The sequence below is a fragment of the Nocardioides sp. GCM10027114 genome (assembly GCF_042659625.1).
Lineage (GTDB): Bacteria > Actinomycetota > Actinomycetes > Propionibacteriales > Nocardioidaceae > Nocardioides.
This window is the reverse complement of the sequence record NZ_JBHSSS010000023.1, coordinates 171,941-193,808: the sequence shown is the minus strand read 5'-3', so window position 1 is coordinate 193,808 and position 21,868 is coordinate 171,941. Positions and strand designations below refer to the sequence as shown.

22 protein-coding genes are annotated in these 21,868 nt (G+C 72.6%); 10 read left to right on the top strand and 12 right to left on the bottom strand.

What is annotated here, in order from left to right:
* Window positions 1–118: 118 nt before the first annotated feature.
* Window positions 119–532 carry a DUF3151 domain-containing protein gene (locus tag ACFP2E_RS12205; RefSeq protein ID WP_378522749.1) on the top strand — a complete coding sequence of 138 codons (414 nt, stop codon included), beginning with the start codon at window positions 119–121 and terminating at the stop codon, window positions 530–532.
* Window positions 533–645: 113 nt separating this feature from the next.
* Here ACFP2E_RS12205 and fbaA read toward each other — a convergent pair whose 3' ends face one another.
* Window positions 646–1,680 (bottom strand): class II fructose-bisphosphate aldolase, encoded by a 1,035-nt coding sequence (fbaA, locus tag ACFP2E_RS12200; RefSeq protein WP_378522750.1) that lies wholly within the window; start codon window positions 1,678–1,680, stop codon window positions 646–648.
* A 90-nt stretch (window positions 1,681–1,770) separates the two neighbouring features.
* Here fbaA and ACFP2E_RS12195 point away from each other — a divergent pair, with 90 nt between their 5' ends.
* From ACFP2E_RS12195 to ACFP2E_RS12170, 6 genes are all read left to right on the top strand, one after another.
* Window positions 1,771–2,301: a DUF2867 domain-containing protein gene (locus ACFP2E_RS12195; protein ID WP_378522751.1), complete on the top strand. Its 531-nt coding sequence runs from the start codon at window positions 1,771–1,773 to the stop codon at window positions 2,299–2,301.
* Between the two features lie 70 nt (window positions 2,302–2,371).
* Window positions 2,372–4,579, top strand: a complete 2,208-nt coding sequence (locus ACFP2E_RS12190; RefSeq protein ID WP_378522752.1) for a M14 family metallopeptidase — start codon at window positions 2,372–2,374, stop codon at window positions 4,577–4,579.
* 75 nt (window positions 4,580–4,654) lie between these two features.
* Window positions 4,655–5,905, top strand: coding sequence for a hypothetical protein (locus ACFP2E_RS12185; RefSeq protein ID WP_378522753.1), 1,251 nt, complete (start codon window positions 4,655–4,657; stop codon window positions 5,903–5,905).
* Window positions 5,902–6,420, top strand: a complete 519-nt coding sequence (locus ACFP2E_RS12180; protein ID WP_378522754.1) for a SigE family RNA polymerase sigma factor — start codon at window positions 5,902–5,904, stop codon at window positions 6,418–6,420. The genes ACFP2E_RS12185 and ACFP2E_RS12180 overlap by 4 nt, the downstream gene beginning before the upstream one ends.
* Window positions 6,421–6,484: 64 nt before the next feature.
* On the top strand, window positions 6,485–7,312 hold the full coding sequence (locus ACFP2E_RS12175) for a hypothetical protein (protein ID WP_378522755.1): 828 nt from the start codon (window positions 6,485–6,487) through the stop codon (window positions 7,310–7,312).
* Window positions 7,309–7,809 carry a SigE family RNA polymerase sigma factor gene (locus ACFP2E_RS12170; protein WP_378522756.1) on the top strand — a complete coding sequence of 167 codons (501 nt, stop codon included), beginning with the start codon at window positions 7,309–7,311 and terminating at the stop codon, window positions 7,807–7,809. Before ACFP2E_RS12175 ends, ACFP2E_RS12170 begins: the two co-directional genes overlap by 4 nt.
* On the opposite strand, the gene ACFP2E_RS12165 is transcribed toward ACFP2E_RS12170, so the two are convergent.
* Both ACFP2E_RS12165 and ACFP2E_RS12160 read right to left on the bottom strand, forming a co-directional pair.
* Entirely contained in the window at window positions 7,796–8,386 is a 591-nt protein-coding gene (locus tag ACFP2E_RS12165; RefSeq protein ID WP_378522757.1) for a dienelactone hydrolase family protein, read from the bottom strand. The genes ACFP2E_RS12170 and ACFP2E_RS12165 overlap by 14 nt on opposite strands.
* An 83-nt stretch (window positions 8,387–8,469) precedes the next feature.
* Window positions 8,470–9,108, bottom strand: coding sequence for a TrmH family RNA methyltransferase (locus ACFP2E_RS12160; RefSeq protein ID WP_378522929.1), 639 nt, complete (start codon window positions 9,106–9,108; stop codon window positions 8,470–8,472).
* A 109-nt stretch (window positions 9,109–9,217) separates the two neighbouring features.
* Between ACFP2E_RS12160 and ACFP2E_RS12155 the strand changes: the two genes are divergently transcribed.
* The gene (locus ACFP2E_RS12155) at window positions 9,218–9,961 is read left to right on the top strand and encodes a DedA family protein (protein WP_378522758.1); all 744 of its coding nucleotides are present in this window, start codon (window positions 9,218–9,220) and stop codon (window positions 9,959–9,961) included.
* 22 nt (window positions 9,962–9,983) lie between these two features.
* Here ACFP2E_RS12155 and pyrE read toward each other — a convergent pair whose 3' ends face one another.
* Window positions 9,984–10,526, bottom strand: coding sequence for an orotate phosphoribosyltransferase (pyrE, locus tag ACFP2E_RS12150; RefSeq protein WP_378522759.1), 543 nt, complete (start codon window positions 10,524–10,526; stop codon window positions 9,984–9,986).
* Window positions 10,527–10,569: 43 nt separating this feature from the next.
* Here pyrE and ACFP2E_RS12145 point away from each other — a divergent pair, with 43 nt between their 5' ends.
* Window positions 10,570–11,727 carry a pyridoxal phosphate-dependent aminotransferase gene (locus ACFP2E_RS12145; protein WP_378522760.1) on the top strand — a complete coding sequence of 386 codons (1,158 nt, stop codon included), beginning with the start codon at window positions 10,570–10,572 and terminating at the stop codon, window positions 11,725–11,727.
* Window positions 11,728–11,746: 19 nt separating this feature from the next.
* Here the strand turns inward: ACFP2E_RS12145 and ACFP2E_RS12140 are convergent, their stop codons facing one another.
* From ACFP2E_RS12140 to clpB, 4 genes are all read right to left on the bottom strand, one after another.
* Window positions 11,747–12,424, bottom strand: a complete 678-nt coding sequence (locus tag ACFP2E_RS12140; protein WP_378522761.1) for a hypothetical protein — start codon at window positions 12,422–12,424, stop codon at window positions 11,747–11,749.
* 77 nt (window positions 12,425–12,501) lie between these two features.
* Entirely contained in the window at window positions 12,502–13,128 is a 627-nt protein-coding gene (locus ACFP2E_RS12135; RefSeq protein ID WP_378522762.1) for a hypothetical protein, read from the bottom strand.
* A gap of 36 nt (window positions 13,129–13,164) precedes the next feature.
* Entirely contained in the window at window positions 13,165–14,367 is a 1,203-nt protein-coding gene (locus ACFP2E_RS12130) for a hypothetical protein (RefSeq protein WP_378522763.1), read from the bottom strand.
* A 12-nt stretch (window positions 14,368–14,379) separates the two neighbouring features.
* Window positions 14,380–16,989 carry an ATP-dependent chaperone ClpB gene (clpB, locus tag ACFP2E_RS12125; RefSeq protein WP_378522764.1) on the bottom strand — a complete coding sequence of 870 codons (2,610 nt, stop codon included), beginning with the start codon at window positions 16,987–16,989 and terminating at the stop codon, window positions 14,380–14,382.
* 200 nt (window positions 16,990–17,189) lie between these two features.
* Here clpB and ACFP2E_RS12120 point away from each other — a divergent pair, with 200 nt between their 5' ends.
* Window positions 17,190–17,678, top strand: coding sequence for a response regulator (locus ACFP2E_RS12120; RefSeq protein WP_378522765.1), 489 nt, complete (start codon window positions 17,190–17,192; stop codon window positions 17,676–17,678).
* Between the two features lie 6 nt (window positions 17,679–17,684).
* Here ACFP2E_RS12120 and ACFP2E_RS12115 read toward each other — a convergent pair whose 3' ends face one another.
* From ACFP2E_RS12115 to dnaJ, 4 genes are all read right to left on the bottom strand, one after another.
* The gene (locus tag ACFP2E_RS12115) at window positions 17,685–18,608 is read right to left on the bottom strand and encodes an Abi-alpha family protein (protein WP_378522766.1); all 924 of its coding nucleotides are present in this window, start codon (window positions 18,606–18,608) and stop codon (window positions 17,685–17,687) included.
* A 79-nt stretch (window positions 18,609–18,687) separates the two neighbouring features.
* Window positions 18,688–20,019, bottom strand: coding sequence for a hypothetical protein (locus ACFP2E_RS12110; RefSeq protein ID WP_378522767.1), 1,332 nt, complete (start codon window positions 20,017–20,019; stop codon window positions 18,688–18,690).
* Window positions 20,020–20,202: 183 nt separating this feature from the next.
* Complete coding sequence (locus tag ACFP2E_RS12105) at window positions 20,203–20,682, bottom strand: heat shock protein transcriptional repressor HspR (protein WP_378522768.1); 480 nt, start codon at window positions 20,680–20,682, stop codon at window positions 20,203–20,205.
* Entirely contained in the window at window positions 20,682–21,857 is a 1,176-nt protein-coding gene (gene dnaJ / locus ACFP2E_RS12100; protein WP_378522930.1) for a molecular chaperone DnaJ, read from the bottom strand. The genes ACFP2E_RS12105 and dnaJ overlap by 1 nt, the downstream gene beginning before the upstream one ends.
* Window positions 21,858–21,868: the final 11 nt, after the last annotated feature.

Below are 21,868 nucleotides of genomic sequence, written 5' to 3'. Positions count from 1 at the left end.
TCGACCACCGTCCGGCGCAGAACTCATCGCAGCACGACGTCGGCGGCGCCCGCGACCGATTTGTCGCCGATGGCCGGGCGCCGCGAGGTCCACGTCCGGCACCCGCGAGAATGGCGGCATGAGCCACGTCGACCTGATGGCGGGTCCCCCGCCCACGCACCTGCCCGCCGACCCGGCCGCCACCGAGCTCGACGGGGGCGCCGCCCCCGTCGACGTGGTGCGCCGGCACCCCGCGTCCCCGTTCGCCTGGGCGGCCCTGGCCGAACAGGCCCGCGACGCCGACGCCGACGACGTCACCGTCTACGCCTACGCCCGCGTCGGCTACCACCGCAGCCTCGACATGCTGCGCCGCAACGGCTGGAAGGGCCACGGCCCGGTGCCGTGGGAGCACGAGCCCAACCGCGGCTTCCTCCGCTGCCTCGCGACGCTCGCGACGGCGGCCAAGGCGATCGACGAGACCGACGAGTGGGAGCGCTGCTCGACGTTCCTGCGCGACTCCAGCCCCGCGGCGTACGACGCGCTGATCGGCTGACGTCAGCCTGTTCGCGGCTTCACCACGGTATGTGGGCGAACCCGCGCTTCCCGAGGTGCATGCACCCCGGTAGGTGCAGGTTCAGCCACATACCGTGGTGAAGCAGCAGCCGCTCAGGAACCGAGCGAGTGGCCCGTAGAGCGGAGGTTCTCGCAGGCCTCGACGATGCGCTCGGCCATGCCGGCCTCGGCGGCCTTGCCCCACGAGCGCGGGTCGTAGGCCTTCTTGCTGCCGACCTCTCCGTCGACCTTCAGTACGCCGTCGTAGTTGCTGAACATGTGGGCGGCGACGGGCCGGGTGAAGGCGTACTGGGTGTCGGTGTCGACGTTCATCTTCACCACGCCGAAGTCGACGGCCGCGCCGATCTCCTCGGCGGTCGAGCCCGAGCCCCCGTGGAACACGAGGTCGAACGGCTTGGACCCGGCGTCGAGGCCGAGCTTGTCGACCACGGCCTCCTGGGCGGCCTTGAGGATCTCGGGACGGAGCTTGACGTAGCCGGGCTTGTAGGAGCCGTGGACGTTGCCGAAGGTCAGCGCCGTCATGTAGCGCCCCTTCTCACCGATGCCGAGGGCATCGACCGTGGCCAGCGCGTCCTCGGGCGTCGTGTAGAGCTTCTCGTTGATCTCGCCGACGATGCCGTCCTCCTCGCCGCCGACCACGCCGACCTCGATCTCGAGGACGATCTTGGCCGCGGCGCACTTGGCGAGCAGCTCCTCCGCGATCTTCAGGTTCTCGTCGAGCGGCACCGCGGAGCCGTCCCACATGTGCGACTGGAAGAGCGGCGCGTCGCCGCGGGCGACCCGCTCGGCGGAGATGTCGAGCAACGGCCGGACGAAGCCGTCGAGCTTGTCCTTGGGGCAGTGGTCGGTGTGCAGCGCGATGTTGACCGGGTAGTTCTTGGCGACCTCGTGGGCGTACGCCGCGAACGCGACCGAGCCGGTCACCATGTTCTTGACGGTGGGGCCGGAGAGGTACTCCGCCCCGCCGGTGGAGATCTGGATGATGCCGTCGGAGCCGGCGTCCGCGAAGCCCTTGAGGGCCGCGTTGAGCGTCTGCGACGACGAGACGTTGATGGCGGGGAAGGCGAAGGCCTTTTCCTTGGCCGCGTCGAGCATCGCGGCGTAGACCTCGGGGGTGGCAATGGGCATGCGGGGTGACTCCTCGAACCGGCGACGGACCGTCCTCACACTAGTGCCAGTCCCCGGCGCGGTGAACCGGGCGGCACTAGCCTCGGACTCGTGCTGACCCGACCCGACCTGCGCGAATCCCACCGCACCTCCGTCCTCGACCGGTCCCTCGACGAGGTCTGGGACGTCGTGGCGTCCGGCTGGGCCGGCCGCCAGTGGTACGTCGACGCGTTGCCCTTCGTGTTCCGCGGCGCGGTCGACCGGGTGGTCGGCGGGCCGGGTCGGCGCTGGCAGCCGCCGGGCACCCCGCTGCTGCGCCACGGCGACCTCGCGGGGTTCTGGCGGGTGACCCGTGCCGAGCACGACGGCCCCCGCCGGCTGCTGCTCCTCGAGGCGCAGGTCCGGGCGCCGGGGACGGTCCGGCTGCTCACCACCGCACAGGCTGTCGAGGAGGCCGTCGACGGGGCCGTCGAGAACGCCGCCGGGCCCCCGGAGGCGCACGGCCGGACCCGACTGGTCCAGACCGTCGAGCTGGAGCCCCACGGCCTGCTCGGAACCGCGTACCTGCTGGCCGACATCCCCGCGCGGGAGGCCGTCGTGGAGCTCACCCACCGCCGCCTGCTGGCGGACCTGCGCGCCTGAGCGTGACCCGTCGCGGCGATCGGCGTTGACCTCGGGGAAGGCGGACCCCCGCTAACCCCCGAGGAGCCCCATGTCCCGCTCGCTGTTCCGCAAGGCGTCCCGACGCCCCACCCGCGCTGTGCTCACCGGCGCGCTCACCGCCACCGCCCTCGCAGCCGGCGCCCTGGCCCTGCCCGCGTCCTCCGGCACCGCCGTCGCGAAGTCGGACTTCTTCGCGCCGCAGCTGGTCACGGTCGACACCCCGCTGCGCGCCGACAAGGAACGGCTGCAGACGCTCGGCCTCGACCTGACCGAGCACGCCGGCCACGACTACATCGAGGTCGTGCTGCACACCCGCGAGGACCTGAGCCGCCTCACCGCGGCCGGATTCGAGTACGACGTCGAGATCCCCGACCTGATCGCCCGGGGCATCGAGATCGCCGAGATCAACGAGGCGTACGCCGCCTCGGTCGCCGTGTCGCCGCTGCCGTCGGGCCGCACGTCCTACCGCACGCTCGCCGACTACAACACCGAGATGGCTCAGCTCGCCGAGGCGAACCCCGACCTCGTGAAGAGCTTCGAGCTGCCCCACCAGACCCTCGACGGCCGCACCGTCAACGCGATCGAGATCGGCGCCCAGGTCGCCGAGCCGCTCGAGGGGCAGCCCACGTTCCTGCTGATGGGCCTCCACCACGCGCGCGAGTGGCCCTCCGGCGAGCTGGCCATGGAGTTCGCCCACGACCTGGTCCGCAACTTCGGCAAGGACGAGCGGATCACCGGCCTGCTCGAGCAGGCGCGCGTCGTGGTGGTGCCGGTCGTGAACCCCGACGGCTTCCACCTCTCGCGCACCGACGGCGAGTACGTCGACCTCCGCGAGGCCAACGCCTACGACCCGCTCGGAGGGCAGACCAGCATCCTCGCCACGCCGGGCCAGGCCTACAAGCGCAAGAACTGCCGCCTCGTCGACGGCCAGGACACCCCCGACGGCTCGTGCGCCGCGACCCTCAACAGCAACGGCGGGTTCGGCCTCGGCGTCGACCTGAACCGCAACTACGGCGGGCTCTGGGGCGGCCCGGGTGCGTCCGGCTCCGACCCCGACGCCGGCGAGGTCGAGACCGGCCGCGTGGACCCGACGTACCGCGGCCCCGAGGCGTTCTCGGAGCCGGAGACGCAGAACATCCGCGAGTTCGTGAAGAGCCGCCAGGTCACGATGCTGATCTCCAACCACACGTTCTCCAACCTGGTGCTCCGCCCGAACGGCGTGAACCCGTCCACCATCGGCCCCGACGGGAAGCCGGTCGGTGACGCCCCGGACGAGGAGGCGCTGAAGGAGGTCGGCGCCCGGATGACGGCCCAGAACGGCTACCAGAACATCCACGGCTGGCAGCTCTACGACACCACCGGCACCACCGAGGACTGGTCCTACAACGCCACCGGTGGCTTCGGCTACACCTTCGAGATCGGCCCCGACGAGTTCCACCCGCCGTTCCCCCATGTCATCGACGAGTACCTCGGCGCCGGTGAGTACGAGGGTCGCGGCAACCGCGAGGCCTACCTGATCGCCCTCGAGCACGCGGTCGACGAGCGCTACAGCGGCACGGTGACCGGCAAGGCCCCGAAGGGTGCGGTGCTGAGGCTCCAGAAGACCTTCCAGACGCCGACGTGGGAGGGCTTCATCGAGGACGGCGTCGACACCGCCATCGAGGCGAGCGGCAGGTTCAGCTGGCTCGTGAACCCGTCCACCCGACCGGTCGTGCAGTCGCGCACCTACCAGGTGCTGAACGAGAAGCCCTACCGCGAGCAGGTCTTCGAGGGCGGCGCCATCACCCCGACCGACCACGTCGACCACGAGTTCACCATCGGCCAGGACGCCGACATGTGGCGGACCACGCTGGACTGGTCGACGCCGGACGACCTCGACCTCGAGATCTACCGCAGGAAGGCCGACGGGACCCTCGAGAACGTGGGCGGCTCGGGCAACATGCCGGGCGAGAAGGAGCAGGCCGACGTCCCCAACGCGACCGCCGGCGACTACGTGCTCCGCGTGATCAACTACGCCTCGGTGACGCCGGACTACACCCTCACCACCGGGCTCTACGCCGCACGGACCGAGCGCACCGAGGGCAAGCGCGAGCTGTACACGCTCACCTGCGAGAAGCCGGGCGGCAAGGTCCTGCAGACCGAGCAGCTCTTCATCGACCGCGGCCAGGAGGTCCAGGTGAACCTCAAGCAGTGCCGCAACGAGTGGAGCGACGGCAAGAAGAAGAACAAGAAGGGCAAGAAGAAGCACAAGAAGTGATGCCCTGCTGACAACCCCTGTCCCCCGTCTCCCGTATCCGAGATGACAGTCTCGGAGAGCAGGGAGGCGGGGGACATGGACGTGGAGCAGGGCCTCAGGCAGGACTTCGAACGGGCGATCGGCGGCGGACCGCCGCACGTACCGGTCGAGCAGCCGCTGGCGGCCGGGCGCCGGGCGCTGCGGCGCCGGCGGCTGACCAGGGGCGCCGGGACCCTGGCAGCGGTGGCGATCATCGGGACCGGCGCCGCGTACCTGGCGCCCGACGTCGAGGTGCAGGGCGCTCCGCCGGTGGCCCAGCAAGAGACTCTGGAGCCCGACGACGTCCCCCTGGACATCCGCTTCCCGGACGAGGACATCGCGCTCGACCCCACGGGCCGGCTGACCATCCCCGAGGGGCTCACGATCTCCCGCCGCGTCGACGATCCACTCGCCTCCTCCCATGACGGGACGTCGGTGGGGCTGGTCCTCGAGGGAGACGGGTTCAGCCTGTGGGCGCTGCTCCAGGCGGACCGGGACAGCGCGATGGGCACCGTCGACTACGCAGCGCAGCAGCTCCCGACGTTCGACCTCTGGCTCGCCGACCAGGTCGCGCTGCAGCAGGGGCGACCGACGCTCTCGCTCGTGGCATTCGACGGCGAGGGGGCGCTCGAGCCGGCCGGGAAGGGCGTCCGGATCCTCGACCAGGAGGCGTCGCCGGCCGGGCTGCCCGAGGACTGGGACCAGTCGGACGACCCGGTCAGCGTCGCCCAGCTGGAGTGGAAGGGCGACGTGTGGTTCGTCCTGGCCAGGAACTTCGACGACGAGCCCGACACCTACACCCCGGTGGCCGCCTCGGTCGCCGGCAGCCCCGCCACCATCGAGGAGTTCCTCGTGGTGGCCCGGGAGGAGCTGTTCCCGCCGCGCGACGAGGTCCGCGCCACGCTCGAGCGGCTCCGGGAGGAGCAGGCCGAGGGCGGGGGCGGCACCGGGACGGCACCGGGACCGCGTGCTTCCGAGCCGATCACCACTGCCGACGACTACGACTTCTCACCCCACGAGGGGCCGGCCGCGGTCACGAACGACGGCGAGCTGGCGCTGCGCCCGGGCGTCACGGTGGTCGAGCGTGTCGAGAACCCGATGGAGTACGCCGGGCCCGACCAGTCGCTCGCCCTCGTGCTCGAGCACCGCGGCGAGGTCAGCTGGGCCATGGTGATGGTCGAGCGGGACGAGGAGGGCGAGCTGCTCGGCGGCGGCCTCGTCGTCGGGGAGCCCGGTGGTCGGTTCGCCGGCTTCGAGGAGTGGCTCGCAGACAGCGTCGCCGGCAACCGTCAGGTGGCGGAGCGATGAGGGCGACCGAGCGCGACGAGGCGTTCACCGAGTTCGTGGTCGCGCGGCGCACCCACCTGCGCCGGATCGCCTACGCCGTCTGCGGTGACTGGCACCAGGCCGAGGACCTGCTGCAGACCGCGCTGACGAAGCTGTACGTCGCCTGGCCCCGGGTCCGGCGCGACGGTCGGGAGGAGGCCTACGTCCGGCAGATCATCGTGCGGGCGCGCATCGACGAGGCCCGCCGTCCGTGGCGCCGCGAGCGGTCGGGCCTCGACGGGGTCGACGCCCCCGCCCGCGAGGAGATGCCCGTCGAGGAGCGGTCCGCGCTCTTCGACGCGCTGCAGGCGCTGCCGGAGATGCAGCGCAAGGTCGTGGTGATGCGGCACTGGCTGGGACTGTCGGTCGCCGAGGCCGCTGCGGACCTCGGCATCTCCCAGGGAACCGTGAAGAGCCACAGCTCCCGCGGCCTCGAGCGTCTGCAGGGACTGCTGACTGCCTCCGGGCAGGTCGGCGGGAGAACCCTGCTCCCCTGACAACCTTCCGACCCCCGCCTCCCGTCTCAGCTGTGACAGGGTCCGACGAACGGGAGGCGGGGGCATGGAGCTGGACCTGCACGACGAGCTGGAACGGGCAATCGGGCACGGTCCGCCCCTCGTACCGGCTGAGCAGCGGTTGGTGGCCGGCCGCAGGGCGCTGCGACGCCGCCGTGCAGCCGCCGCACTGGCGGCGGTCGGGATCGTGGCGGCCCTGGGGGTGGGCTGGTCGGCGGCCGGCTCCGACCCGCAGCACCGGAGCGCCCCGATCGCGGTCGACCCGTCCCCCACCACCCCGGAGGCCTCGGACTGGGAGGACGGCACCCTGGTCCGGTACGTCGACGGGGAGCTGGAGATCCGCGAGGGCGTGGTCGTCCACGACCGGGTCGACAACCCCTACGGGTACGCAGCACCGCGCAAATCCGTCGCGCTCGACCTGACCTGGCAGGGGCAACGCCACTGGCTGATCGGCGGCGTGGAGAGGGACGGCAACTCCTTCGGCTACCAGAGCACCGTTCCGGGCGGGGAGTCGACCGACTTCCGGACCTACGTCGCCGAGCAGGCGTACCTGATGACCGGCGGCAAGGAGGGTTGGCCGGAGACCCTCCGCCTCGACGACACGGGTCGGGTCGTGCCGACCCGCGGCACCAACGTCGTCGATCGGACCGACGACCCGCGGCTCGGGGACTCGTTCGCCCCGGCCGGGACGCCGACCGGGGCGGCGGTCGTGACCGTTGCCGGTGACGACGTCAGCTACTTCGTGGTCTGGCGGGTCCTCGACGGCCGGCTCGACGTGATCACCGCGCCTCCTGCCGACACCGTGGGGGCCACCTTCGAGCAATTGCTGACCTACGCGCGGTCGCAGTACTCGTCCGGCGAGGGACTGCGATGAGTCGCGTCGCCCGGGAGGCCCGGGACACCGAGTTCACGGCGTTCGTCGAGGCGAGGCAGGCGCACCTGCGTCGGGTTGCCTTCGCCCTCTGCGGGGACTGGCACCTGGCGGACGACCTGCTGCAGACGGCGCTGACCAAGCTGTACGTCGCCTGGCCGAGGATCAGGGAGCGGGGCCGGGAAGAGGCCTACGTCCGGCAGATCATCGTGCGGGCGCGCATCGACGAGACCCGGCGCCCCTGGCGACGCGAGCGGTCCGGGCTCGAGGGCGTCGAGACACCGGCCCGCGAGGACCGGCCCGTGGAGGAGCGCTCCGCGCTGTTCGACGCGCTCCAGGTACTCCCGGAGATGCAGCGCAAGGTCGTGGTGCTGCGGCACTGGCTGGACCTGTCGGTAGCCGAGACGGCTGCCGAGCTCGGCATCTCGCAGGGCACGGTCAAGAGCCACAACGCCCGCGGTCTCGAGCGGCTCCGGGGCGCCGTGGTCAGGACTCCGTAGCCCCGACCCGGTCGAGGAAGGCGAGCACCCGCTCGCCGAGCAGTGCGGCCGCCTCCGGGTCGAACGACGGCAGGCCGGGGTCGACGAACAGGTGCCGGTCGCCGGGGTAGGTGAACACCTCGGCGTCCGGCGCCGCGGCCGCCAGCGCGCGGGCCGCGTCCAGATCGCCCTCCTCGGCGAAGAACGGGTCGGCGTCCATCCCGTGCACCTGCACCGGGACACCGTCCGGCCAGCCGTCGGCGAGCTCGGTGGCCGGCAGGCAAGCCTCGAGGAGCAGGGCACCGGCCGCACCTGGCCGGGTCTGGGCCAGCTGCTGGGCCGGCACCACCCCGAGTGAGATCCCCGCGTAGACCAAGCCGTCGGGCAGCCCCTCCGCGGCCGCGAGGCCCCGGGCCCGCACCTCTTCGAAGCCGACCTCCCGGGCGTACCCGACCCCCGCCTCGAGGTCGTCGAACACGTGGCCGTCGTACAGGTCGGGCGTGTGCACGGTGTGGCCGGCGGCCCTCATCCGCTCGGCGAGCTCCACGACTCCGGGCGTGAGCCCGAGCGCGTGGTGGAACAGCAGGACCTCGGCCATGTGACGGCTCCCCTCGTGAGGCGGTGGCGTGCCGCCATCCTCGACCACCGCACCGACAGCCGCCACCGGGACGGCCCACACGGCTAGCCCCGCCAGGCGTCCTCGCCGGACAGGTCGGCGTACTCCCGCACCCAGGCGTGCATCGCGATGGCCGCGGCCGCGCTGGCGTTGATGGACCGCGTGGAGCCGAACTGCGCGATGGAGAAGGTGCCGTCGCAGGCCTCCCGCGCCGCCTCGGAGAGCCCCGGCCCCTCCTGGCCGAAGAGGAAGCAGACCCGCCGGGGCACGGTCATCGTCTCGAGGTGGAGCGAGCCCGGCAGGTTGTCGATGCCGAGCAGCGTCACGTCCCTCTCGTGCAGGTAGGCGGCCAGCGACTCGACGTCGGGGTGGTGGCGCAGGTGCTGGTAGCGGTCCGTGACCATCGCGCCGCGCCGGTTCCACCGGCGGTTGCCGACGATGTGGACCTCGGCGGCGAGGAACGCGTTGGCGGAGCGGACGATGGTGCCGATGTTGAAGTCGTGCTGCCAGTTCTCGATCGCCACGTGGAAGTCGTGGCGGCGGGTGTCCAGGTCGGCCCGGATCGCCTCGACCGACCAGTAGCGGTAGCGGTCGACGACGTTGCGGCGGTCGCCGTGCTCGAGCAGCGCGGGGTCGTACTGCGGCCCGTCGGGCCACGGCCCCTCCCACGGCCCGACCCCGACCTCCGGCTGCCCGTGGGGCATCGGGTCGTACGGCGCCCGACGCTCCTGCTCGCCGTCCTCCTCGCCCACGGCGGGGAGGCTACCCCTCGCCGCCTCCGGACCCGTGGGGAGCGGCGGTTAGGGTGGCCGGGTGGGCGCACTCGCCGGGATCACCCCGTACCTCCTCGGCATGGACTGGATGGACCCCAACTGGCTGCTCGACCAGTTCGGCAGCGAGTTGTTCTGGCTGAGCCTGCTCATCATCTTCGTCGAGTGCGGCCTGTTCTTCCCGTTCCTGCCCGGTGACACCCTGCTCTTCGCGATGGGGCTCTTCATCGCCGCCGAGCGCGTCGACGTGTTCCCCGGCGGGCCCGGGGTCGAGCTCACGGTGGCGCTGGTGCTGTTCACCGTCGCGGGCTTCCTCGGCAACGTGGCCGGATACGAGATCGGGCGGGCGATCGGCCCACCGCTCTACGACCGGAACGGCCGGATCCTCAAGCGCAAGTACTTCGACCAGACCACCGCGTTCTTCGACCGGCACGGCAGCAAGGCACTGGTGATCGGGCGCTTCGTGCCGTTCGTCCGCACCTACATCACGGTGGTGGCCGGCGTGACCCTGATGAGCCGCCGCCGGTTCTTCACGTGGAGCCTCGTCGGCGCGATCCTCTGGGTCCTGAGCATCACCCTGCTCGGCTACTTCCTCGGCCAGGCCTTCCCCACGCTGGGCGAGAACATCGACAAGGCGATCCTGGCGATCATCGCCTTCTCGCTGCTCCCGATCGTGTGGGAGTGGTGGCGCCACCGTCGCACGGCCAGCGAGGCGGCGGAGGACCACGACGGCGACGGCGTCCCCGACTACGACATCATGGGCCAGGACACCACCCGGGACCACTGACCCGCGGGCGGCAGCCAGCGCATCAGCCGCGGGCGGCGTCCAGAATCGCCTTGGTGAGAACCGGGCGCACCTCGAGGCCGACGTCTGCGAGCGGGTTCTCACCCTCGGGGCTGCGGTCGATCGCGCAGACCACGACCTCGACGGTCGCGCCCGCCTCGCGCAGTGCGCGCGTGGCGTCGCGGACCGCGCCACCGGTGGTGATCACGTCCTCGATGAGGGTGACCCGCTTCCCGGCCACGTCGGGGCCCTCGGCCAGCTTGCAGGTGCCGTAGGTCTTCGCCTGCTTGCGGACGAACAGCGCCGGGTGGCCGGTGAGGCCGCTGACGGTCGTGGCAATCGGGATGCCGCCGAGCTCGAGCCCACCGAGGAGCTCGGTGTCGTGCGGCAGCAGCTGCACCATGAGCCGCGCGACCCGGCCGAGCAGGGTGGGGTCGGACTCGAAGAGGTACTTGTCGAAGTACTCCGTCGCGGTCTGTCCCGAGCGGAGCACGAACTCCCCGGTCAGCCGGCAGCAGCCGTCGATGTCGCGGGCGAGGTCGGGGTCGGTGGCGAGCAGGTCGGTCACGACCCCCATCCAACCGCACACCGCCCCGGTTAGCCTCAGGGGCATGCTCGCGCGACGACTCCAGGGAATCCCGCCGACGATCTTCACCCAGATGTCCGCCCTCGCCATGCGCACCGGGGCAGTGAACCTCGGTCAGGGCTTCCCCGACGTCGACGGCCCGCCGTCGGTGATCGCCCGCGCGGTCGAGGCGCTCGAGTCCGGCGCCAACCAGTACGCCCCCGGCACCGGTGTGCCGGCCCTGCGCGAGGCGGTCGCGCGGCACCAGAAGCGCCACTACGGCCTCGACCTCGACCCCGACTCCGAGGTGGTCGTCACCACCGGCTGCACCGAGGGCATCGCCGCCGCGATGCTGGGGCTGGTCGACGAGGGCGACGAGGTGGTGGTGCTCGAGCCCTACTACGACTCCTACACCGCGATGATCCAGATGGCCGGCGGCGTACGCCGTCCGGTCACCCTGCGCGCCCCCCACTTCCGGCTCGACCCCGACGCGCTGCGCGCCGCCGTGGGGCCGCGGACCCGGTTCGTGCTGCTCAACTCGCCGCACAACCCGACGGGCACCGTCCTCAACCGCGAGGAGCTGCAGGCGGTCGCGGACGTCGCGCTCGAGCACGACCTCGTGGTGATCACCGACGAGGTCTACGAGCACCTCGTCTTCGACGACCACGAGCACGTGCCGCTGGCCACGCTGCCCGGCATGGCGGAGCGGACGCTGACCCTCTCCAGCGCCGGCAAGTCGTACTCCTTCACCGGCTGGAAGGTCGGCTGGGCCACCGGCCCGGCCCATCTGGTGCAGGCGGTGCTGGCCGCGAAGCAGTGGCTCACCTTCACCTCCGGGTCGCCTCTGCAGCCCGCGATCGCCCACGCCCTCGACGAGGAGCCGGACTTCCCCGCCCGGCTGCGGGCCAGCCTCCAGCAGCGGCGGGACCTGCTGTGCGCCGGGCTGGCCGAGGTGGGCCTCGACGCGCGCCTGCCGGAGGGCACCTACTTCGCCCTCACCGACGTGGGCCACCTCGGCTGGGAGGACGGCCTGGCCTTCTGCCGCGCCCTGCCCGAGCGCGCCGGCGTCGTGGCGATCCCGACCCAGGGCTTCCACGACGACGCCGACGCCGGCCGACACCTCGTCCGCTGGGCGTTCTGCAAGGAGCCCGACCTCATCGAGGACGGGCTCCGGCGTCTCGCCGCCGCCGACCTGCGGGCCTGAGCCCGCAGGTCCCGGCGCGTCAGTACTGCGAGGCGGCAGCGACCTCGGAGGGAGCGCTGTCGCGGCGGTACCACTCGTTGGCGCCGCCGGTGAACAGCAGCACGATCACCGCGATCGCCGCGAGGAGGCTGAACACCGGCACGATGCCGGTGATGCTCAGCAGGCTCACCAGCACGGTCATGCCCGACGAGACGACGAGCGTGATGCGGGCCGCGTTGGAGCGGCGCATGGCCAGCACCGCCAGCACGATCGCCGCGAGGCACCAGACCACGAGCACCAGGCCGACGACGAGCACGACACCGAACAGGTCACCCATGCCCGTCATCGGGTCCAGCCCGGCGCCCTCACGGAAGCCCGCCTCGAAGTCCTGCCGGGCGACGAGCATGACGAGCACGATGAATCCGGACGCCAGCAGCGCCAGCGACGAGGTCACGATGGTGACGATCCCAGCCGCGAGCACCGTGCCGGGCCGGGCCTCGGGGTCACGCACCGGCGCGCCGGGGTAGCCGTAGCCGTACGGCTGCTGCGGGTACTGCTGGCCGTAGGGCTGCTGGCCGTACTGCTGCCCGTGGGGCTGCTGGCCGTAGGGCTGCTGGCCGTACGGCGGCTGCCCGTAAGGCGACGGGTACGGCGGGGCCTGGGGGTCGGGCTGCCGGTCGTGCTGCTGGTCGGGCTGCTGGCCGTGCTGGTCGCTCATGGGCGTCATTCGACCACGGACGCGGACGGGCGGCCCGGGCAACCCCGAACCACCCGTCCGTCCGTCGGCACGACTCGTCAGTAGAGGGCGCCCGGGGCGCGGGTGCGCTTGAACCACTCCCCGGCGCCCCCGGAGAAGAGCAGCGCGATCACGGCGACGGCCGCGATGAGCGTGATGGCAGAGAGGCCGCTGGTGATGCTCACCAGGCTGAACAGCGCGGTGATCGCGGAGGAGACGACGAGGACGATCCGCGCGGCGTTCGAGCGGCGCAGCACCATCACGGCCAGCACGCAGGCGATCAGGCACCACACCAGGAACACGGCGAACAGGACGAGCAGGAAGGCGTAGGCGTCGTCGGCGTTGACGGCCGTGCCGTCGAACGCCGCCTGGTCCTCGATCTGCTCCAGGACCGTGTCACGGGCGGCCAGCAGGCCGATGACCATGACACCGAACAGGAGTGCGGCCAGGCCGCTGAAGACGAGGGTGATGACCGAAGCCGCCGTGACGGTGCCCGGACGCTTGTCCGGATCGCCCGCCGGGGCGCCGTACGCGGGCTGGCCGTACGCCGGTTGTCCGTACCCCTGCTGGCCGTAGGGCTGGCCGTAGTCCCCCTGCTGGGGCTGGGACGGCTGGCCGTAGGGGTCCTGGGGCTGCGGCGGGCCGTCGTGGCCCGCGCCGTCACCGGAGTTGTGGGAGTCGCTCATGACTGCATTGCACCACGGACCACCCAAGAACCCGGGTCAGGAACGGCGGCACCAGTCGCGCACGTCGGGCCGCAGCAGGAGGGTGAGGGTGGCGGCGCAAGCCACGAGCGGGACCACCATCACCACCGACCCCAGGGAGGCAAGCAGGCAGACGACCCCGGCAGCCGCGGCCGATCCCGCCAGCGCCGGCCGTGCCCACGACGGGCGGCCGCGCAGCACGAGGAACGCCAGCACCGATGCCCCGGCCGACCAGACCACGGTGACGGCCGCGGTGATCCAGGTGGCGACCTGCAGCGCCCGCTCGCCCACCCCGGTCTCCAGCAGGGCGGGGTCCTGGCGGCGCAGCTCCTCGAGGACGAGGTCGGGGGCGGCCAGCAGCGCCAGCGCGCTGGTCACCATGAGCAGGGACACCAGCCCGGAGAACACCCAGGTCACGACGCAGGCCGCCACCACCGCGCCAGGCCGGCGCGCGGGCCGAACGGGCGGCGCCGACCCGAGGTACGGCTGCGGCGCGCCCGGGGCGGCCGTGGCCCACGGTGACGGCTGCTGGCCGGGGGCCGCACCCCACGGGGTGGCCGCGGGAGGCTGGCCGAAGCCCTGGTGGGGCCGCGGCCCGGACCCCGGCGTCACCTGCGGCGCCTCGGGGACGTCGGGGGTGTCCGGCCTGTCCGGGCCCGCCGGCCTGCGCTCCCGTTCTGTGTCCCGTTCTGAGTCCCGTTCTGAGTCCCGTTCGGTGTCCCGTTCGGTGTCCCGGTCGGGCACCGGTCCCCAGGCACCGCGCTCGCGCAGCGACTCCGGGGTCCGCGGCGGGCGGCCGTCGAACCAGGCGCGGGCCGGCTCGAGCCAGAGCAGCACGGCGGACGCGGCCACCAGCGACGACAGGAAGCCGCCGACCAGCAGCCCGCTCAGGAACAGCGGGATCGCGACGAGGGTCAGCGCCAGCCGGGCGCCGCGGTGGCGGCGCAGCACGTGGAAGCCGAGGATGCCGGCGGCCGCGGCGCACCCGGCCGCGACCATCGAGACCATCTCGAGCAGCTGCTGCGCGGCGGGCACGTCGAGACCCAGCCCGTTGCCCGGGGGCGTCGAGAGGAACTCGTCGATCGACTCGCGGGTCTCGAGGTCGCGCAGCGTCCCGATCCGCTCGAAGACGGTGACGACGAGCAGGGCGGAGCCGACCATGATCAGCCAGCCCGCCATCGTCACCTGGCGCGGGCGGGTCTGGGAGGAGGGCTCAGCCATGCCTCAATTCCATCACGCAGGGGTGAGGGTCAGTCCGGCCTGCCCCTCGTCCCCGGCCCGGTCGACCGTGACCTTGCCGCCGTCGCCGATCTCACCGCCGATCAGCATCTTCGCGAGCGGGTCGCCGATGGCGCTCTGGATGAGCCGCCGGAGCGGCCGTGCGCCGTACGCCGGGTCGAAGCCGGCGTCGGCGAGCCAGGTCCGGGCGGCGTCGGTGACGTCGACCCCGATCCGGCGAACCGCCAGCCGCTTCTCGAGGAGCGCGAGCTGGAGGTCGACGATGTGGGCGAGGTCCTCGCGGGAGAGCGTCTCGAAGACCACCGTCTCGTCGAGCCGGTTGAGGAACTCCGGCTTGAACGCCTGCCGCACGGCCGCCATCACCGACTCACGCTTCTTCTCCGGGTCGAGGGTCGGGTCGACCAGGAAGCCGGAGCCGAGGTTGCTGGTGAGGATCAGCAGCGTGTTGCGGAAGTCGACCGTGCGGCCCTGGCCGTCGGTGAGCCGGCCGTCGTCGAGCACCTGCAGCAGGATGTCGAAGACCTCGGGGTGGGCCTTCTCCACCTCGTCGAGCAGCACGACCGAGTAGGGGCGGCGCCGGACGGCCTCGGTGAGCTGGCCGCCCTCCTCGTAGCCGACGTAGCCGGGAGGGGCGCCGACGAGTCGGGCCACGGCGTGCTTCTCGGAGTACTCGCTCATGTCGATGCGGACGATCGCCCGCTCGTCGTCGAAGAGGAAGTCGGCCAGGGCCTTGGCCAGCTCGGTCTTGCCGACGCCGGTGGGACCGAGGAAGAGGAAGGAGCCGGTCGGGCGATTCGGGTCGCTGATGCCGGCGCGCGAGCGGCGTACGGCGTCGCTCACGGCCTCGACGGCCGCCCGCTGCCCGACGAGGCGCTCACCGAGGACGGACTCCATCTCGAGCAGCTTGGCGGTCTCCCCCTGCAGCATCCTGCCGGTGGGGATCCCGGTCCACGCCTCGACGACCTCGGCGACCTGCTCGGGGCCGACCTCCTCGGAGACGAGCCGCTCGGCCTCGTCGGCCTCGGCACGCTCGGCGGCGGTGGCGGCCTCGATCTGCTTCTCCAGCGCGGGGATGCGACCGTAGAGGATCTCGCTCGCTCGGCCGAGCTCCCCCTCGCGCTGCAGTCGCTCGGCCTCGATGCGGAGCTGGTCGAGCTGGCGGCGCAGCTCACCCTCGCCCTCGAGCGTCGACTTCTCCTGCTCCCAGCGGGCCTCGAGGCCGCGCAGCTCCTCCTCCTTGTCGGCGAGGTCGGCGCGGAGCGCGGCGAGCCGCTCGACGGAGGCGTCGTCGGACTCCTTCTCGAGCGCGAACTCCTCCATCTTGAGGCGGTCCACGAGACGCCGGAGCTGGTCGACCTCCTCGGGCGAGGACTCGATCTCCATCCGCAGCCGGGAGGCGGCCTCGTCGACGAGGTCGATGGCCTTGTCGGGGAGCTGCCGGCCGGTGATGTAGCGGTCGGAGAGGGTCGCGGCGGCGACCAGGGCGGCGTCGGTGATCCGCACGCCGTGGTGGGCCTCGTACTTCTCCTGGATGCCGCGGAGGATCTGGATGGTGTCCTCGACGCTGGGCTCGCCCACGAAGACCTGCTGGAAGCGGCGCTCGAGTGCGGGGTCCTTCTCGATCCGCTCGCGGTACTCGTCGAGGGTCGTGGCGCCGATCATGTGCAGCTCGCCGCGCGCCAGCATCGGCTTGAGCATGTTGCCGGCGTCCATGGCGGAGTCGCCGCCGGCGCCGGCGCCGACGACCGTGTGGAGCTCGTCGATGAAGGTGATCACCTGGCCGCCGGCGTCCTTGATCTCCTCGAGGACGGCCTTGAGCCGCTCCTCGAACTCGCCGCGGTACTTCGCGCCGGCCACCATCGCGGCCAGGTCGAGACTCAGCACGCGGCGGCCCTTGAGGGAGTCGGGGACGTCGCCGGCGACGACGCGCTGGGCGAGGCCCTCCACGACGGCCGTCTTGCCGACGCCGGGCTCGCCGATGAGCACTGGGTTGTTCTTGGTGCGGCGGGACAGGACCTGCACGACGCGGCGGATCTCGGCGTCCCGGCCGATCACCGGGTCGAGCCGGCCCTCCTCGGCGGCGGCGGTGAGGTCGACGGAGTACTTCTCCAGCGCCTCGTACGTCGACTCGGCGTCGGGGCTGGTGACCCGGCGGTTGCCGCGCACGGCGGTCAGGCCCTCGCGCAGCCCGGCCTCGGTCAGCCCGGCGTCGGTGAGCAGCTTCTGGGCCGCGCTCTCGGTCCCGGCGATCGCGATGAGGAGGTGCTCGGTCGCGACGAAGTCGTCCTTGAGGGAGGCGGCGAGGTCGAGCGCCCCGGCCAGGACCCGCGTGAGCGCCCCGGACGCGCCGGGCTGCTGCACCGTGGCGCCGCTGGCGCGGGGCAGCGACTCCTGGGCTCGGCGGGCAGCCGCGGTGAGGGCGTCGGCGTCGACGCCGGCCTTCGTGACCAGGGTGCGTGCGGTGCCCTCCCGCTGCTCGAGCAGGGCGAGGAGGAGGTGGACGGGCTCGGTGTTGGTGTTGCCGGCGGTGGTCGCGGCGAGCTGCGCGGCCTCGATCGCCTCGCGGCTGCGGGTGGTGAACTTCTCGGCACCGAACTGGCTCATGGATGGCGTCTCCTCAGCTGACCCGGACTGGAGCATCCTGCGTGCTCGTCACTGTCGTCAACGTTCCCAAAGTTGAGTCTGTTCCACTCAACTTCGGATTTTTCCGCGTGGCGCCCGACCCCGCCCCGCGAGGTCCCTAGGATGGCGGAAAAGCAGCACCTCCACCGTCCAGCCCCCGGGACGTCACGTCAGGACACGCCATGCCCCTCTTCCGCCGCACCAAGCCCGAGCCGGAGCCCGAGGCACCGCCCGCAGCCGAGGCCAAGGCCCCCGTCCGCGTGCTCGTCGTCGACGACGAGGAGGACCTGCGGGCGCTGCTGCAGACCGCGCTCGAGCGCGAGGGCTTCGACGTGGTGGGGGCGACCGGCTCCGCGGAGACCGCGCTGGCGCTGGTCGAGCACGAGCCGCACCCCGACATCGTGCTGCTGGACCTGCACATGCCCGACGTCACCGGGCTCGACCTGATGCCGCAGATCCTGGAGCGGGCCCCCGACACGAAGATCGTGGCCTGCTCGTCGATGGAGAACTCCTACATGGTCGAGGCCACGATCGAGGCCGGCGCGACCAGCTACATCGTCAAGGGCGTCTCGGTGAGGAGCATCGCCCAGCACCTGCACCGGGTCGCGGAGTCCGGCCGGATGAAGATGGTGCGCCCCTACCCGCTTCGCCAGGACTACCGGAACGACTGACGAGCCTCACCGGCCGGCCATGGGCTGCTGACCCGCGCCCCGCCCGGAGCCGCCGTCGTTCTCGGGCGGCACGGCGTGCACCGGGTAGCTCGCCGTCCCTTCCTCCTGGCCGACGAGGCACGTCCGGCAGAAGTCCTCGCCGAACGGCGTCAGGTGGATGCTGCGTCGCACCACCTTCGCGAAGGTGACGGAGTGGACGGCGGCCAGCACGTCGGGCTGCGCCTCGAGGACCTGGTAGTCCATCGGGTCCCGAAGCGGCTCGCGGCTGAACCACACCAGCCCGAGCCGGAACAGGTTGTTGAGGTACGCCGGGACGTGGTCGAGGTGCCGGCAGCCCGCGCGCGCCCCGATCATCGTGAGCCCGGGCGCGATCAGCTGGCTGCTGACCATGCCGACCGGGCCGCCGGTGCGGACGTCGACGCTGGGCTGCGGCCCGCCCTGCAGCAGGAGCAGCAGGATCCGCGCCTCGTCGGGAGCCAGCTCGTCGAGGATCCGTTCGTACGCCGGGTGGGTGATGCCGTCGTCGCGCACGTCGCGGGAGCGCTCGAGCAGCGCCGCGCCCCGCTCCCGCAGGGTCGGCGGGTCGGGAACCCGGCGGACCCGCCCGTTCGCCCTCCCCTGCTCCTCGGCCGGGGGATCCGCCAGCCCCGCGAGTGACTCACCCGCGTCCACCAGCGCCTTGGACACCGGGACGCCCGCGCTGACGGAGCGGGCCAGCTCGCCGATCACCGACGCCGCGCCGGTCGCCTCCCTGGCGAGCGCAGCGGCCTCGTCCGGGTCTGCCACCGCGCGCGCCACGCGGCGGCCGGCGCGGGCCCAGGTCCGCACGCCCCACTCGGTGGTGTGCCACGCCGCCGAGGCGGCGACCCGGGCCAGGCCGGGCAGCGCGTCGACGGCGGGCCGGTCCTCGTAGGGGTCGGCCGGACCCACGGCCGGCTCCCCGCGCCTTGCCCGGCGCGGCTCCTGCGGCGGTTCCTGAGGCCGGTCGTGAGGGGCGGTCACCACGCGGTCACCCCCCGACCCCGAACAGCCACAGGTGCAGGAACCCGCCGCCGAGCCCCATGACGGCGCCGTGGGCGTAGAGCATCCACTCGTCCTCCTTGATGGCCGACCGCATCATCTCCACGAAGTCGCGCGGCGGCAGCTGCTTGGTCCGGGTCGCCACGAGGGTGCGGATCCGCTCCGCCTGTCGGCGACTGAAGACGGGATCGATGAAGGGGGCGGCGGTGAGACCGACCGCCTCCCGGGCGACCGAGTCGCGGATGGCGTCGAACCGGTCGGGCCCGACAGCGACGCGGACGGCGGCGCGCGCCGGGCCCGCGGCCTTGTCGATGGCCGGCCGGAGGGCGGCCGCGAGCAGCGCCCGGGTCCGGTCACCCCGCGGCCCCTCGAGGAGGAACTCGCCGATGCGCTCGAGGGTGATGACGTCGTCGGCGATGATGCGGGCGTAGACCTCGGCCGCCTCCTCCTGGCGACGCGGGAAGAGCCCGTGGACCCGGATGCCGAGGATCCGCCGCGGCTCCGGCGGCTCGAAGATCAGCCACATGCCGAGGGCGTTCGTCGCCCAGCCGACGACGACGCCGAGGATCGGCAGCAGCCACCACTGGCCCACGGCGTGGTCGATCACCGCCACCGGGACGCCGAGCAGGAAGCCGAAGACGAAACCGAAGGTGACCATCAGGTCGAGCTCGCGCTGGCCGAAGTCGCGGAAGATCCGCACCACCAGCGACGGGTTGGCCCGGAAGTGGTCGATGACCATCAGCTTGGGGTCGAGCAGCTGGTCGATGTGCTCGCCGATCTCGTCGGTGACCCGCCCGGCCACCGCAGGCAGCTGCGCCTGGACCCGCTCGACCACGGCCGTGCGCACCGGCCGCGGCAGGTCCCGCCACAGCCGCGGGTGGTCCTTGCGCATCACCTCGTCGACCAGCGCGGGGATCTCGGGCCGGAACACGGTCACGATGTGCTCGGCGATCTGGTCGGGCTCGAGCTGCTGGTAGAACTCCCCCGGCGTGCCGAGCTTGGCGATCGCCTTGTCGACCGCGATGCTCCCCATCTTGGCGGCGCGGGCGGGGATGATCCCCTGCCAGCCGACGCCGCCCTGCAGGATCCCGGGCACCTCCTGCGCCCGGCGAGGCAGCACCCAGGCGAGCTCCCGCATGCCGGGGACCCGGACGCCGCGGAACTCCACGGGCCGGAAGAGCATCACCAGGCCCGACCAGTTGATGAGCCAGCCGATGACGCCCGTGAAGACAGGGATCGTCCAGAAGTGGACCCAGTCGACATGGACGAGGAAGTCCGCGACGTACCCGGCGACGTACCCGGTCACGTCCTGCGGCGCCACCGCCACCACCCCTTCGCCACCGGCCCCCGTGGAGTGGCCGTCCCGACCGGACGAGGCTACTGGCCGATTCGACATCCGGACAGAATTTGTCAAGCGAGTCACACCGGGCACGCCCGGGTGGTGCAGTCATTCCCCGGAGCGGCGGGGCGGGAAACCTGCCGACGCGGGCGAGGGGGCGAGGGGTCAGCGCCCCCGGCGCCACACGACCAGGGACTGCCCGGGGGGCGGCTGCCACGGCACGGGGAGCCGGCTGCCGCCGACCCCGGCCTGCGCGCCGTTCTGGCGCACCGCCCGGCGCAGCGCCTCGCGGGTGGCCTCGAGCTCGGCGACGAGCTCCTCGTTGCGGGCCCGCAGCGCGGCGATCTGGTTCTCCAGGTCGAGCAGCCGGCGCACGCCCTCGATGCCGATGCCCGCCGAGGTCAGCTCGGCGATGGTGCGCAGCCGCTCGATGTCGCGGTGGGAGTAGCGCCGGCCGCCGCCGCCGGTGCGGCCGGGGGTGATGAGCCCCATCCGCTCGTAGGCGCGCAGCGTCTGGGGGTGGAGCCCGGTGAGCTCCGCGGCGACGCTGATGACGTAGACGGCAACGTCGGGCCCGGGCGTCGGGATCCCGGCCGGGCTGACCGGGCCGACCGGGCCGACCGGGTGCTCACGACGCGTGGCCATCAGGCACCGCCCTCGAAGAGGTTGCCGCGCAGCGGCTTGCCGCCGGTCGCCTGCCGGTAGGCCTCCACCGCGGCGCGGGCCTTGTCGTCGAGCACCGCCGGCACGTGCACCTCGACGGTCGCCAGCAGGTCGCCGCGGGTGCCGTCGGAGCGGCGCGCACCCTTGCCGCGGACCCGGAAGGTGCGGCCGTTGGGCGTGCCGGGCGGGATCTTCAGCGTGACCGGGCCGCCGGACAGCGTGGGGACCTTGATCTCGGCCCCGAGCGCGGCCTCGTCGAACGAGACCGGGACGTCGAGGGTGAGGTTGTCGCCCTTGCGGCCGAAGATGCGGTGGGGCGAGACCTTCACGGTGACGTAGAGGTCGCCCGCGGGACCGCCGTTCTCGCCGGAGCCACCCTTGCCGCGGAGCCGGATCCGTTGGCCGTCCTTGACGCCCGCCGGGATGCGGGCCTGGATGGTGCGCGCCGAGGCGCCCCGGCCACTGCCGTGGCACGTGGGGCACGGCTCGTCGTAGACGAGCTGCCGCCCGCCGCAGGCCGGGCAGGTCTCGTTCATCGAGAAGGCGCCGCCGACCGAGGCGACGACGAACCCCGCGCCGTCGCACTCGGGACAGACGTGCGGCTTGGTGCCGGGCTTACCACCCGTCCCGGAGCAGGCCGGGCACGGCGCGTCGGAGGTGAGCCGCAGCGAGATGGTCACGCCGTCGAGCGCATCGGTGAAGCTGATGGTCGCCGTGGTCTCGACGTCCGGCCCCTTCTGGGGACGGCGCTGGGCCCGGCCACGACCACCACCGAAGAGGTCGCCGAACATGTCGCCGAACCCGCCCCCGCCGCCGGTGCGCTCGCGCAGCAGGTCGTCGAGGTTGAAGCCGCCACCGCCCGCCGTACCGCCGCCGAAGCCGCCGGGGAAGCCACCCCGGAAGCCGCCGGCGCCGTAGAGGTCGCGCATCTCGTCGTACTTCTTGCGCTTCTCGGGGTCGCCGACGACGTCGTAGGCCTCGGCGACCTTCTTGAACTTCTCGTGCCTGGCCCGAGCATCAGCAGAGTCGCCCGGGTGGGAGTCGGGATGGTTGGCGCGGGCGAGCTTGCGGTAGGCCTTCTTGATCTCGTCGGCCGAGGCGTCCTTGCCGACACCCAGCTCGGCGTAGAAGTCCTTGTTCGCCCAGTCGGCGCGCATACCGTCGGTGC

Bases quoted from the DNA above. Each gene is read 5' to 3' on its own strand.
- ACFP2E_RS12135 (WP_378522762.1), bottom strand. From the start codon at position 13,128: ATGAGCGACTCCCACAACTCCGGTGACGGCGCGGGCCACGACGGCCCG.
- ACFP2E_RS12165 (WP_378522757.1), bottom strand. From the start codon at position 8,386: ATGGCCGAGGTCCTGCTGTTCCACCACGCGCTCGGGCTCACGCCCGGA.
- dnaJ (WP_378522930.1), bottom strand. From the start codon at position 21,857: ATGCGCGCCGACTGGGCGAACAAGGACTTCTACGCCGAGCTGGGTGTC.
- ACFP2E_RS12205 (WP_378522749.1), top strand. From the start codon at position 119: ATGAGCCACGTCGACCTGATGGCGGGTCCCCCGCCCACGCACCTGCCC.
- ACFP2E_RS12130 (WP_378522763.1), bottom strand. From the start codon at position 14,367: ATGGCTGAGCCCTCCTCCCAGACCCGCCCGCGCCAGGTGACGATGGCG.
- ACFP2E_RS12140 (WP_378522761.1), bottom strand. From the start codon at position 12,424: ATGAGCGACCAGCACGGCCAGCAGCCCGACCAGCAGCACGACCGGCAG.
- ACFP2E_RS12190 (WP_378522752.1), top strand. From the start codon at position 2,372: ATGTCCCGCTCGCTGTTCCGCAAGGCGTCCCGACGCCCCACCCGCGCT.
- ACFP2E_RS12105 (WP_378522768.1), bottom strand. From the start codon at position 20,682: ATGGCCACGCGTCGTGAGCACCCGGTCGGCCCGGTCGGCCCGGTCAGC.
- ACFP2E_RS12120 (WP_378522765.1), top strand. From the start codon at position 17,190: ATGCCCCTCTTCCGCCGCACCAAGCCCGAGCCGGAGCCCGAGGCACCG.
- ACFP2E_RS12145 (WP_378522760.1), top strand. From the start codon at position 10,570: ATGCTCGCGCGACGACTCCAGGGAATCCCGCCGACGATCTTCACCCAG.
- clpB (WP_378522764.1), bottom strand. From the start codon at position 16,989: ATGAGCCAGTTCGGTGCCGAGAAGTTCACCACCCGCAGCCGCGAGGCG.
- ACFP2E_RS12180 (WP_378522754.1), top strand. From the start codon at position 5,902: ATGAGGGCGACCGAGCGCGACGAGGCGTTCACCGAGTTCGTGGTCGCG.
- ACFP2E_RS12170 (WP_378522756.1), top strand. From the start codon at position 7,309: ATGAGTCGCGTCGCCCGGGAGGCCCGGGACACCGAGTTCACGGCGTTC.
- ACFP2E_RS12185 (WP_378522753.1), top strand. From the start codon at position 4,655: ATGGACGTGGAGCAGGGCCTCAGGCAGGACTTCGAACGGGCGATCGGC.
- ACFP2E_RS12160 (WP_378522929.1), bottom strand. From the start codon at position 9,108: ATGCCCCACGGGCAGCCGGAGGTCGGGGTCGGGCCGTGGGAGGGGCCG.
- ACFP2E_RS12175 (WP_378522755.1), top strand. From the start codon at position 6,485: ATGGAGCTGGACCTGCACGACGAGCTGGAACGGGCAATCGGGCACGGT.
- fbaA (WP_378522750.1), bottom strand. From the start codon at position 1,680: ATGCCCATTGCCACCCCCGAGGTCTACGCCGCGATGCTCGACGCGGCC.